The sequence below is a fragment of the Streptomyces griseus subsp. griseus genome, from assembly GCF_003610995.1.
In the GTDB taxonomy this organism is placed as follows: domain Bacteria; phylum Actinomycetota; class Actinomycetes; order Streptomycetales; family Streptomycetaceae; genus Streptomyces.
Genome location: NZ_CP032543.1, coordinates 6180576 through 6192526, shown reverse-complemented (window position 1 = coordinate 6192526; position 11951 = coordinate 6180576). Strand labels below are relative to the sequence as shown.

Annotated in this window: 7 protein-coding genes and 2 pseudogenes; 4 read left to right on the top strand and 5 right to left on the bottom strand. The window is 73.6% G+C overall.

Annotated elements, in window-relative coordinates:
* Window positions 1-22 precede the first annotated feature (22 nt).
* Window positions 23-1123, top strand: coding sequence for a DUF2637 domain-containing protein (locus D6270_RS27795; RefSeq protein WP_109162956.1), 1101 nt, complete (start codon window positions 23-25; stop codon window positions 1121-1123).
* Window positions 1124-1157: 34 nt separating this feature from the next.
* On the opposite strand, the gene D6270_RS27790 is transcribed toward D6270_RS27795, so the two are convergent.
* Window positions 1158-1520 carry an ATP-binding protein gene (locus D6270_RS27790; RefSeq protein ID WP_109167246.1) on the bottom strand — a complete coding sequence of 121 codons (363 nt, stop codon included), beginning with the start codon at window positions 1518-1520 and terminating at the stop codon, window positions 1158-1160.
* A gap of 348 nt (window positions 1521-1868) precedes the next feature.
* On the opposite strand from D6270_RS27790, the pseudogene D6270_RS27785 reads away from it, so the two are divergent.
* A pseudogene (locus tag D6270_RS27785) lies at window positions 1869-2243 on the top strand (glycoside hydrolase family 38 C-terminal domain-containing protein); the annotation flags it as partial.
* A gap of 99 nt (window positions 2244-2342) precedes the next feature.
* Here the strand turns inward: D6270_RS27785 and D6270_RS27780 are convergent.
* From D6270_RS27780 to D6270_RS27770, 3 genes and pseudogenes are all read right to left on the bottom strand, one after another.
* The gene (locus tag D6270_RS27780) at window positions 2343-4085 is read right to left on the bottom strand and encodes a pyruvate dehydrogenase (RefSeq protein WP_109162957.1); all 1743 of its coding nucleotides are present in this window, start codon (window positions 4083-4085) and stop codon (window positions 2343-2345) included.
* Between the two features lie 111 nt (window positions 4086-4196).
* Window positions 4197-6038 carry a protein phosphatase 2C domain-containing protein gene (locus D6270_RS27775; RefSeq protein WP_109162958.1) on the bottom strand — a complete coding sequence of 614 codons (1842 nt, stop codon included), beginning with the start codon at window positions 6036-6038 and terminating at the stop codon, window positions 4197-4199.
* Between the two features lie 165 nt (window positions 6039-6203).
* A pseudogene (locus tag D6270_RS27770) lies at window positions 6204-8601 on the bottom strand (S8 family serine peptidase); the annotation flags it as partial.
* Window positions 8602-8986: 385 nt separating this feature from the next.
* Here D6270_RS27770 and D6270_RS27765 point away from each other — a divergent pair.
* The gene (locus D6270_RS27765; RefSeq protein ID WP_109162959.1) at window positions 8987-10012 is read left to right on the top strand and encodes a helix-turn-helix domain-containing protein; all 1026 of its coding nucleotides are present in this window, start codon (window positions 8987-8989) and stop codon (window positions 10010-10012) included.
* A 36-nt stretch (window positions 10013-10048) separates the two neighbouring features.
* Window positions 10049-10531: a DUF456 domain-containing protein gene (locus tag D6270_RS27760; RefSeq protein WP_109162960.1), complete on the top strand. Its 483-nt coding sequence runs from the start codon at window positions 10049-10051 to the stop codon at window positions 10529-10531.
* Here the strand turns inward: D6270_RS27760 and D6270_RS27755 are convergent.
* A complete protein-coding gene (locus D6270_RS27755) occupies window positions 10456-11913 on the bottom strand; it encodes a DNA-3-methyladenine glycosylase 2 family protein (protein WP_109162961.1) in 1458 nt (485 codons plus the stop codon). The two genes, D6270_RS27760 and D6270_RS27755, sit on opposite strands and share 76 nt — an antisense overlap.
* Window positions 11914-11951: the final 38 nt, after the last annotated feature.

The window sequence follows — 11951 nt, the reverse complement described above, 5'->3', positions numbered from 1 at the left end:
TACGTGACGCAAGGGACCGCGCATGAGACTGACCGACATATCGCTTGACTGGCTGCTTCCGGGCGCCGTGCTGCTCGTGGGAGTCATGGCGGCGGTGACGGTGGTCGCACGCGGCAAGCGTGCCGCCGGCAAGGCCGCGGCCGACGACTCCTGGGAACGCAGCGAGGAGCGCCGCAGGCGCAAGGAAGCGCTGTACGCCACCGCCAGTTACGTCCTGCTGTTCTGCTGCGCGGCCGTCGCCGCCGCGCTCTCCTTCCACGGCCTCGTCGGCTTCGGGAAGCAGAACCTGAATCTGAGCGGAGGCTGGGAGTACCTGGTCCCGTTCGGGCTGGACGGGGCCGCGATGTTCTGTTCCGTGCTGGCCGTACGGGAGGCGAGCCACGGAGACGCGGCGCTCGGCTCCCGGCTGCTGGTGTGGACGTTCGCCGGGGCCGCCGCCTGGTTCAACTGGGTGCACGCCCCCCGGGGCATGGACCACGCGGGCGCCCCGCACTTCTTCGCGGGGATGTCGCTCTCGGCCGCGGTGCTCTTCGACCGCGCCCTGAAGCAGACCCGCCGGGCCGCGCTGCGCGAACAGGGCCTGGTGCCCCGTCCGTTGCCGCAGATCCGGATCGTCCGCTGGCTGCGGGCGCCCCGGGAGACCTTCGGCGCCTGGTCGCTGATGCTCCTGGAAGGCGTCCGCACGCTGGACGAGGCGGTGGACGAGGTGCGGGAGGACCGCAAGGAGCGGGAGCAGGACCGGCTGCGCCGACGGGACCAGGAGAAGCTGGACCGGGCCCGTATCAAGGCCCTGAACCGGCAGAACCGGGTCTGGGGACGCAGCCGGGTCGGCCACCAGGTCGACGTTCCGGCCCTGGCCCCGGCGGCGGGCGGCTCCGCGCCACCCGTCGCGGAGCCCGCCATAGCAGAGCCGGGTCAGCTGCCTCTGCGACCCCGGCCATCCCTGCAAGCCGTCGGCCCGAAACAACCGGCGGACGGTTCGAGCTCGAAGAGCCTCGGCCCTTCGAACCCGGGGAGTGACGCACGGACGGTCGACCTCACCGCCGAGGACGACACCCAGACACTCCCCCGGCTCGACTCGCTGGAGCAGAAACTGAAGGACCTGGAGCAGCAGTTCGGCTGAGGAAGCTGACCGGCCGCCCCTGAAGGGAGGCCGGTCAGCCCGTTCCGCCGCGCAGCTCGAACCAGACCACCTTGCCCAGGGCCCGCGCCTCGACCCCCCAGGCGTCGGCCATGCTCCGCACCAGGATCAGCCCCCTGCCGTGCGTACCGTCGTCGGCGTTCGGTACGTACGGCGCGGGCAGATCCGCTTCGAAGTCCTGGACCTCCACCCGCAGGGCCACCGGGGTCGCCGTCGCGGTGACCACGGCCCCGTGCCGGGTGTGGATCAGCGCGTTGGTCACCAGCTCGCTCAGCAGCAGCTCCGCCGCCTCGATCTGTTCCGGGCCGGAGCGATGCCGGAGGAACTCCCGCAGCTCGCGCCGGACTTCCCCCACCGCCGACCGTTCCGTATGACCCACCCTGCGGTGCATCCGGTCCGGCTGCTGCGGCGCGACGCCCGGTCTCCGCCCCCGTGGGCCGCGCCCCTCGCCGGCCTGGGCCCTCTTCTGACGCTTCACCATGTCCCCCGCCCGCACCGCGATCCGACCTCCTCCGTTCCGGCCGTCCGTCGAACGGCCTCACGGGATGCATGCCCCTGTACGCACACGGTCACGCTTGGCGGGGCCGGTGAGTGGAGCGCGGGCAGAGGCAGCGGGGGGCGCACGGGGAGACTCGCCCCGCACACGGATTCAGGGGTGCTCCGGGCCGTGCCAGGGGAATGATCCCGGGCCACAGCGGCAGCCGGGCGGAGCCCCGGAAGAGCCGAGATGCACGACGACCGCACCCTGGTGGAGGGCCGTCCGGAACGGTCCCGGCACCACTTCATCCGCCCCGCGCGGTACGGGGCGGGGCCGCTGGACGGGGCGGCGGTGCCGGAGCTGCCGGTGGCGGTGGCCGGGGGCGGCGACATCGTGCTGGACAACGGGCTGCTGAGGGTCACCGTCGACCGGGACGGGCTGGTGTCGGGGGTGCGGGACCTGGTGGCCGGGCGCGAGGTGCTGGCCCCCGGCGGACGGGCCAACCCTCTTGAGCTGCACCCGGACCACCCCGATCACTGGGACGCCCGGGACATCGACCGGCACCACCGCCGCAACCGCACCGATCCGACCGGCGCCGGTACGGTGGCGCTGGTCGAGGAGGGCCCGCTCCGGGCGGTCACCGACGAGCGGGGCCTGGCCCTGGAGCTGCGGCCGTCCCGGATCCTGACGCTGCGGCTCACCCGGGCTGAGCGCTCACGAGCCTCAAGGGCGAGGCACGTTACGGAGGTTGGAGCGGGCCATCTGGAGCATCCGGCCCACTCCGCCGTCCAGCACGACCTTGCTCGCCGAGAGCGCGAAGCCGGTGACCATGTCGGCCTTGATCTTCGGCGGGATGGAGAGCGCGTTGGGGTCGGTCACCACATCGACCAGGGCCGGACCCTTGTGCTTGAAGGCGTCCTTCAGTGCGCCCTCCAGCTGCTTGGGCTTCTCCACCCGCACCCCGTACGCCCCGCAGGCGCGGGCCACGGCGGCGAAGTCCGGGTTCTTGTTGGTGGTGCCGTAGGCCGGCAGTCCGCCGACCATCATCTCCAACTCGACCATTCCCAGGGAGGAGTTGTTGAACAGGACCACCTTCACCGGCAGGTCGTACTGGACGAGGGTGAGGAAGTCGCCCATCAGCATGGAGAAGCCGCCGTCGCCCGACATCGCCACGACCTGCCGGTTCCGGTCGGTGAACTGGGCACCGATCGCCTGCGGCAGCGCGTTGGCCATCGACCCGTGGGAGAACGAACCGATCACCCGTCGCTTGCCGTTGGGCGTCAGATAGCGTGCGGCCCAGACATTGTTCATCCCGGTGTCGACGGTGAACACGGCGTCCTCGTCGGCCATGTCGTCCAGCACGGAGGCGACGTACTCGGGGTGGATCGGGGTGTGCTTCTCGACCTTGCGGGTGTACGCCTTGACGACGCCCTCCAGCGCGTCGGCGTGCTTCTTCAGCATCCGGTCGAGGAACTTGCGGTCGCTCTTGGGCTGCACGCGGGGCGTCAGACAGCGCAGCGTCTCACGGACGTCGCCCCACACCGCCAGGTCCAACTTGGAGCGACGGCCGAGGCGTTCGGGACGGACGTCGACCTGGGCGATCTTCACGTCGTCCGGAAGGAACGCGTTGTACGGGAAGTCGGTGCCGAGCAGGATCAGCAGGTCGCACTCGTGGGTCGCCTCGTAGGCCGCGCCGTAGCCGAGCAGCCCGCTCATGCCGACGTCGTAGGGGTTGTCGTACTGGATCCACTCCTTGCCGCGCAGCGCGTGCCCGACCGGGGACTTCACCTTCTCGGCGAACTGCATCACCTCGGCGTGCGCACCCGCCGTGCCGCTGCCGCAGAACAGCGTCACCCGTTTGGCCTCGTCCACCATCCGGCAGAGCTTGTCGATCTCGTCGTCGCCAGGCCGGACGGTCGGCCGTGAGGTGACCAGAGCGTGTTCGACGGTCTTCTCGGGGGCGGCCTTGGAGGCGATGTCGCCCGGCATCGTCACGACGCTGACGCCACCCAGGCCGATCGCGTGCTGGATGGCCGTCTGGAGGAGGCGCGGCATCTGCTCCGGGTTGGAGATCATCTCGTTGTAGTGGCTGCACTCCTGGAAGAGCAGCTCCGGATGGGTCTCCTGGAAGTAGCCGAGCCCGATCTCGCTGGAGGGGATGTGCGAGGCGAGGGCGAGGACCGGGGCCATGGAGCGGTGCGCGTCGTACAGGCCGTTGATGAGGTGAAGATTGCCCGGCCCGCAGGAGCCGGCGCAGGCCGCCAGGTTCCCGGTGATCTGGGCCTCGGCACCAGCGGCGAAGGCGGCGGTCTCCTCGTGCCGGACGTGGATCCAGTCGATGGCCGAGTTACGCCGAATGGCGTCCACGACGGGGTTCAGGCTGTCGCCGACGACGCCGTACAGGCGCTTGACGCCCGCCCTGGCGAGGATGTCGACGAACTGCTCCGCCACGTTCTGCTTGGCCATGGGTGTGCGCCCTTCCCTTGCCCCGTGCACTGTCGGTTGTCCGGACTCCGGAGGCCGAAACATCAGCCGGACATGCGGCCTCCGGAGTCCATCAACCCATGGCGTGCGCGGTTACGCCTCCCAGACGGCCGCGCAGGTGCGGTCGTCGGCGTACCCCTTGATCCGGAGCTGGGTGTCGGCGAGGAAGGCGGGCAGCCCGGGCGGTCCCGGCGGGCCCCAGCGCTCGGCGAGCTCGTCGGGAAGCTCCGGCTCGCCGCGCATCGGCTCGGCCAGCCCGTTGCTGCAGAGCAGCAGTGTGTCGCCCGGGCGGGCCACGGAGGCCCGGAAGCGGAAGAGTTCGGCGGGCGGCGGGGCGGGGCCGTCGCTGTACGGGGACGGGGGCGTGGTGATCTGGAGGTCCATGGTCAGCCGGTCGCCGTCCGGCCCCTCCTCGCTCACGCCGTCGCCGGATGAGGCGGACGCCTGCGGAATCACCGGTTCCAGGTCCTGCCAGAGCCCGTCGCGGAGCCGGAAGAGGCCGCCCCTGCCGACGCCGAAGAAGACGCGCGTACGGCAGTCGGGGTCGGCGGAGAGCAGCAGGCACCGCAGGCTGGCGGTGTACTCCCCCGGTTCCAGGCCCAGTTCGGCGGCGCGGGCCCGCAGTTTGCCGTACGTGCGGTCGGTGAGCCGGTGCAGCCCCGACTTGAGGTCGGCGCGACGGCCCGCCCTTATGTCCTCGGAGAGCCGGGCGTGGCTGCGGGCCACAGCCCCGCCGATCCACCGGCAGGCGTCGGCCGCCGCGAGATGCGCCCCTTCCCCGGCCCGCACGCCCCCGGCCACGGCGACGAGCACGAGCGCGCTCTCGGCCGCCCCGAACCGGGCCGTGAGCAGCGCGTCCCGCCGGGGCTCGCCCCGGAACCGGGCGGAGTCGCCCCGCACGGAGGCGGCCCGCAGGGTGTACGTCCCGTACCGCGCACCGTCCAGCACGGTGTCGGGGACCAGGGCGTCCAGGTTCTCCGAGGTGGCGGCGGGCAGGGCGGCGGGCTCGGCGTCATAGGTGGGCGGCCGGTCCCCCAGATGGTCGACGAGGGGCCGGGCCCCGCCACCATCGGCCGGTGCGTCGCTCGCGGCCCAGTCCGGGGGCAGCTCGTGCAGGGCGCTGGGGTCGGGCGCGCCGGCGGGTCCGGCGGAAGGCGGGGCGGGCGGCGGCTCGGGCTCGGGCGGCTTCGGCGCGGCGAAGGTGCGGGGGCCGGGCGGGGCGGCGGGGGCTTCCCAGGGGGCAGGGAAGACGGTGTTACGGGGTCCGGGGACGGCGACGGGACGCACGCCCGCCTCCGGCCTCTTCTCCTGCTCCTCGTACGACCCCCGCCCCTGGTAGCGGTCCCAGGCCGTACGGGGGTCAGGTTTCCGCTCCGGCGTCGAGGTCGGCTGAGCGTTCGGCCTCGGGCCCGGCTGCGGGTCCGGCCGTGGGGTCGGCCGTGGGGCCGGCTGCGGGTTCGGCTGCGGGTTCGGCCGTGGGTTCGGCTTCAGCTCCGACGACAGCTCCGGCTGCGACTCCGGTCCCGGCTCCGCCCGCAGGTCCGGCTTCAGCCCCGAAGACAGCTCCGGCTGCGGGTCCGGCTCGGACCGCAACTCCGGCTGCGGGTCCAATCCCGGCTCCGCCCGCAAGTCCGGCTGCGAATCCGGTCTCAGCCCCGCCCGCGGGCCCTGCTTCGGCTCCTCCTCCGCCTGCGGCAACGGCACCCGCTCCGGTCTCAGCTCCGGGACCGGCCCCGCGTACGCCTCCCGGTCGGCGGTCCCAGCGGTCTCCCGCTGGTGGCCCACCGCCCGGCTCACCGTGTCCGACACGGAGTCGAAGCGGTCGTCGAGGCTGTCGGGCGCGCTGCTCGGACCGGTGTCCGGCGCGGTGTCGTCGTACAGCTTCCGCCACCAGTCGTCCTCGTGGGCGGCGGGCTTCTCCCCCTGCTGACTCATGCCCTTATTGTCCACCGCGGACCCTGCCCGAAAACGGGGCATCCGGAAAAAGTGGCCCGGAAATGAGATCCGCCGGGCGGCCCCACCCCCCACGGGAAGGACGCCCGGCGGACCGGTCGGCGTGATCAGCGGATCACCGGTTCGGCGGCTGATCGGATCGACAGATCACCGCACGGCGTAGGCGTCGTTCACGGTCTGCACGACGGAGTTGCCGTGCGCGTCCGTGAGTTCGGTCCTCAGCGTGACCGTCCGCCCCGCCGCCCCGGCGTGGTCCACGGTCGCCGTCCACCGGCCGCCGTGCTGGGCCGTGGTGGCGGCGTGCCAGATCTCGCCACCGTCGTACGAGAAGGAGACGGCGGCCTTGCTGAGCCTGCCGGGGGTGTACCCGGCGTGCCCGGTGGCGGTGAGGCCGATGCGCTGCCTGTCCTGCGCGGGAACGGTCCTCATCCCGTCAGCGGGGACGTCGTAGCGCGGGAAGAGCAGCGGGAGTCCCTGCGATGCCACATCCGGCTTCCGCTCGGAACGGAACTTCCAGGTGGTCTCCGTCGGTGTGGACCGCTTCCAGACGGCGGCGGGTGAGCCGGTCTTCCTGGTCGTCAGGGTGAGTTCGTACGCGGCGTCCTCGGCGGGCACGGTGAAGACGCCGAACGGGTAGCCGCTGCCTCCGACGAGTTCGCCGTTCCGGCTGAGCTGTACGTTGCCGATGTCGCCGAACGAGCCCTGCTGCCCGATGTGTTCGATGTCGGTCATGAAGGCGGGAGCGACGCCGATCCGGTTGTCCTGCCGCTCCCCGGCGAGCAGCTCCTGGCCTGCCGCGTCGCGCGGGGCGCCGGGGACGACGAGACCCCGGTACCAGGCCTCGGTGGTGGCCCGACCCGCCTGCTGGGTACGGGGGTTGCCGGTCATCAGCTCGCCCCCCGGACCTTGTAGGTACGGTCCGAGGTGACCGGCCCCTTCTCCGGAAAGGACAGGTTGAAGACGAACGGGCTGACGGCGGTGGCCTTACAGGAGACCTCCGCCTTCCCCTTGCCGAGCGCCTTCGTCAGTACGGCGGCCTCCTCGGCCCGCAGGCCGAGGACCGGCAGCGGTGCCGCCCCGTAGCCGACGCCGGGCTTCCAGTCACCGGCCGAGGGGCGGTGGACCAGGAGCGCGGTGGCTCCGGCCTCCTGGGCGGCCCGCGCCTGGGCCAGGGCGTTGGACGCCCCGTCGCCCACCTTCACCAGGGCGACCTTGCCCCGCGCCCCGGCGGCTGCCAGCTCGGCCGGGGTGCCCGTACCCGCGTCGACGGCGTCGGCCCTCCCCGTGCCGTCCAGGTTGACCGAGCCGGTCGTGGCGGGCCTCGGGTGCAGGCCAGCGCCGCCGACGAGGGAGAACTTCCGGATCTGCGGGGCGTAGGCGCGCCAGAAGGAGGCGAACTCGAACTCCCCGTCCTTCGCCTTGCCTTGGACGTCCGCCCGGTACTCCTTCACGATCTCGGAGCCGGAGATGGAACCCGAGTGGAGCCAGGTGCTTCAGGGAGAGCTTCACCGCCTTGCCGCCCGTGTTGGTGTACGGCACCGAGACGGTGGTGCGATCGCTCTTGTCCTGGGGCCAGTCGAAGGTGCCGCCCTGGAGGGCCGGGGCGCCGAGCACCGGCGTACGGATCGCGCGGTCGACGCCGAGACGGCCGCCTCCGGTCTCGCGTACGTCGCCGGGCACCGTGCTCTTCGCGGAGGAGACCAGCGCCGCCTTGACCTGCTGGGCGGTCCACTCCGGGTGGCGCTGCTCGACCACGGCGGCGGCACCGGCGACGTGCGGGGCCGCCATCGACGTACCGGACATGGCCCGGTACGCCTGGGAGCCGCGTCCCCCGGCGGTTGCGGCCGAGATGGCGACGCCGGGTGCGGTGATCTCGGGCTTGAGGGTGTGCGAGCCGATCGTGGGGCCCGGCTGGAGAAGTCCGCCGTGGTGTCGTCGCGGTCGACCGCGCCCACCGTGAGGACGCCGGGTGCGCAGCCGGGCGAGGAGACGGTGTTCAGGGAGGGGCCGAGGTTTCCGGCGGCGACCACGAACAGGGTGTCCTTGCTCCTGCCCAGCTCCTCCGCGGCCAGGCCCGGTCGGCGCCGATCTGCTTCGTCGACTTGTCGAGAGTGGCCTGAACCTTGCGGTCCAGCCAGAGCTTCTTGAGCCGGTACCCGGCCCGGGAGCGGGGTGCGGTGATGTCGGACCAGAAGGTGGCGGTGTGCTCCTTGTCCGCCTTCAGCGCGAGGCCGTCGATCGCGTCGAGGGCCTGGCCCCGCTCGGCGCCGCGCGGGGTGGCGGGGGCGGTGCGGGCGGTGTAGGTGGCGATCAGCGGGACCGCGTGGGTGCGGCTGTCGTCGTAGCCCTGGCGGATCAGTCCGGTGACGTTGAAGAGTTCCTCGTCGACGGTGCCCCGGGCGAGCGCGGCGACGGCGGTGTCCGGGTAGACGTACAGGTCGCGGCCGGACCGCCGGGTCTGGACGAGCGGCGTGGAGCCGTCGGGGCGGGGCAGGGCCGTGGCTGCGGAGGCGCCCGAGGCGTCCGTGGTCACCAGCACCTTGTCGCCGGTGACCAGGGTCAGCGTGACGGGCTCCGGGCCGGCCGGGGCCGCACGGCCGGTGAGCGGTCGTTCGGCGTCTCGCTCGTCCGGTGGCGCCGCCACGGACGGTGCGATCGCGGTGACGGCGAGGACGGCGGCGGTCGCCGCTCCGAGTGCCGTACGCGATATCGGGCGCATCGCTCTGCCCAGGTCGTTCCGGAACGAAGCAGCCGAAGAGGCCCCATTCCGGAAGTTGTTGGTGCTGTGGTGGCGCCACACTGGCAGAGGGGCCAGCGGGACAGGGGATGATGTGCGCGGCGGGTTTACGCCGTGGCCCTTTTCCGCCACGGCCGACCGGCCGGAACGGGCGCTGCGACGCGTGATCACGACACCCGGGGAGGGTCGGGGAATGCTGGGGGCGATAGGTCTCGACGAGAGGCAGGAAGCCGCGTACCGCGCGCTGGTGGCGGCGGGAGCGGCGGAACTCTCCGCTCTCGCGCACCGGCTGGGCCTCCCGGAGGCGGAGACCGAGCGGGCGCTGCGTCGGCTGGAGCAGCAGGGGCTGGCCGCGCGGTCCTCGGCGCGCCCGGGCCGCTGGGTGGCGGCCCCGCCGGGGGTGGCGCTGGGGGCCCTGCTGATCCAGCAGCGCCACGAGCTGGAGCAGGCGGAGCTGGCGTCGGCGCTGCTGGCGGAGGAGTACCGGGCGGAGGCGAGCGAGCCCGAGGTGCACGATCTGGTGGAGGTGGTGACCGGGGCGGCGGCGGTCGCCCAGCGGTTCCGCCAGTTGCAGCTGGGGGCCGCGTCCGAGGTGTGCGCCCTGGCCACCGGGAGGCCGATCACGGTGACCGGGACGGAGAACGAGTCCGAGGAGCGGGCGGCCTCGCGCGGCGTCGGCTACCGGGTGGTCGTGGAGCGCGAGGTGCTGTCGCTGCCGTCGGGGATCCTGGAGCTGTCGGCCGCGCTGAGCCGGGAGGAGCAGTGCCGGGTGGTCGACCGGGTGCCGACGAAGCTGATGATCGCCGACGGGACCACGGCGATGGTCCCGCTGACCGGGCGTGATGCCGAGCCCGCCGCCCTGGTCGTGCACGCCAGCGGGCTGCTGGAGTCGCTGATGGGCCTCTTCGAGGCGGTGTGGCGGGAGGCGATGCCGCTGCGGCTCGGCGAGGGCGGTCGCGGGGTACGCGAGGACGGTGCCGGGCCCGACGCCACCGATCTGGAGATCCTGTCGCTGCTGCTGGCCGGACTGACCGACGCCAGCGTGGCCAAGCAGCTGGAGCTGGGGCTGCGGACCGTGCAGCGCCGGGTCAAGGGGCTGATGGAGCTGACCGGGGTCTCCACCCGGCTCCAGCTGGGCTGGCATGCGTACGAGCGCGGCTGGGTCGCCCGCTCAGGGCCGCCCGGCTCGCCGTCGGCGCAGGTCGCGGGGGTGCGCTGACGGGCGGAGCGGTGCACTCTCCGGCAGTCTGGTCGGATGAGTGTGTGGCAGCTCGTCGCCGTGGGCCTGGTCATGCTGCTGGGCCTGGTCGGGGTCCTGGTGCCGGGTGTGCCGGGGCAGGCGATCGTCTGGGCGGCAGTCCTGTGGTGGGCGCTGACGGACATGTCGCCGACGGCCTGGGGGGTCCTGATCGGCGCAACGGCCCTGATGCTGTTGAACCAGGCCCTGAAGCCGCTGCTGCCGCCGCGCCGCCCGGGTGAGTCGGGCGCGCCCCGCCGGACGGTGATGCTCGGCGGGGTCGCGGGGATCGTGGGGTTCTTCGTGGTGCCCGTGGTGGGCGGGATCGCCGGGTTCGTGGGGGCGATCTACGGGGCGGAGCGGCTGCGGCTGGGCAGCCGGGGCGCGGGCTGGGTGTCGGTGCGCTCGGTGATGCGGGCGACGGGTTACGCGGTGCTGGTGGAGCTGTTCGCCTGCCTGCTGGTGGCGGGTGCCTGGCTGGGCGCGCTGCTCTGGGGCTGACGCCGCCCGGCGCGCGGGGCGGGCTTCCGTACGGCCGTCTCCAGATGGCGTACGGCGTACGAGCGCCACGGCCGCCACCGCTCGGCCCCCGGTGTCCCGCACGGGTCCACGTCCGGATCCCCGAGCGCCCGCATCCGGATCAGTGCGGCGGTCGGCCCGTCCACCCCCGGCAGCGTGGCCAGCGTCCGCCTCGCCTCCTCCCGGTCGGCGCCCGCGTCCAGCCGCAGCGCCCCGTCGGCGAGCGCGGCTGCCAGGGTCCGCAGGGCGGGCTCGGTGGCGGCCGCGGCCAGGACGCCCGGCTCGGGGAAGACATGGGTGAGCGCGCCGCACGGCACGTCCACCGCCTTCCCGTACCGCTCCACCAGCTCCTGCGCCCGCTCCCGCCCCACCAGCGCCCGTACGGCCTCCTCCTCCGGGTCCGCCGCCCCCGGCGAGCGCAGTCCGGGGCGGGCGGCGACCAGCGGGGCGAGCCGGGCGTCGGCGGCCAGGGCCTCGTCCACGGCGTACGGATCGGCGTCCAGGTCGAACAGGCGCCGCAGCCGCTGTACGGCGGTGGTCAGGTCGCGCAGATCGGTGAGGTGGATCCGGGCCTCCAGCCACGGTCCGGGGGACGCCTCGTCGACTGCGGCGATCCCGGTCCCGTACGGCAGCCGGAGCGTACGCCGGTAGGTGCGGCGCCCCGGCTCCCCGGCCAGCTCCTCGACCCGGGCCACGGCCCCCGCCCCCAGCAGGTCGAAGACAGCGCCGGTGGCGTACGGGCCCCGATGGGCGAGCCGCAGCGCGATCCCGGCCCGCAGCCCCTCACCCCGGCCCCCGCCGAGCCCGGTCCCGGCCTCGGCGCGCAGGGCGCTGGGGGTGCGGGCGTAGATCCGGCGGATGGTGTCGTTGAACTGCCGCACACTGGCGAACCCGGCAGCGAAGGCGATCTCGGTGACCGGCAGGCCGGTGGTCTGGAGGAGCACCCGGGCGGTGTGGGAGCGCTGGGCGCGGGCGAGTGCGACGGGTCCGGCGCCGAGCTCGGCGTTGAGCTGGCGCTGGACCTGCCGGGCGCTGTAGCCGAGCCGCCCGGCCAGCCCGGGTACGCCCTCGCGGTCCACCACCCCGTCGCCGATCAGCCGCATCGCCCGGCCGACGACATCGGCGCGGACGTTCCACTCGGCGGAGCCGGGCACGGCGTCGGGGCGGCAGCGGCGGCAGGCCCGGAAGCCGCCCGCCTGGGCAGCCGCCGCCGTCGGGTAGAAGCGCACGTTGGCGCGCCTGGGGGTGACAGCGGGGCAGCTCGGCCGGCAGTAGATGCCGGTGGTCACGACGGCGAAGAAGAAGGCGCCGTCGAACCGCGCGTCGCGGCTGCTCACCGCCTCGTACCTGCTCCGGTCGTCCATCACACCGTCCAGTGTGCGGCAGCCGCCGCTGCCGCACT

Coding starts and splice junctions, on each gene's coding strand:
- D6270_RS27795 (WP_109162956.1), top strand. CDS start 23: ATGAGACTGACCGACATATCGCTTGACTGGCTGCTTCCGGGCGCCGTG.
- D6270_RS27780 (WP_109162957.1), bottom strand. CDS start 4,085: ATGGCCAAGCAGAACGTGGCGGAGCAGTTCGTCGACATCCTCGCCAGG.
- D6270_RS27775 (WP_109162958.1), bottom strand. CDS start 6,038: ATGAGTCAGCAGGGGGAGAAGCCCGCCGCCCACGAGGACGACTGGTGG.
- D6270_RS27765 (WP_109162959.1), top strand. CDS start 8,987: ATGCTGGGGGCGATAGGTCTCGACGAGAGGCAGGAAGCCGCGTACCGC.
- D6270_RS27760 (WP_109162960.1), top strand. CDS start 10,049: ATGAGTGTGTGGCAGCTCGTCGCCGTGGGCCTGGTCATGCTGCTGGGC.
- D6270_RS27755 (WP_109162961.1), bottom strand. CDS start 11,913: ATGGACGACCGGAGCAGGTACGAGGCGGTGAGCAGCCGCGACGCGCGG.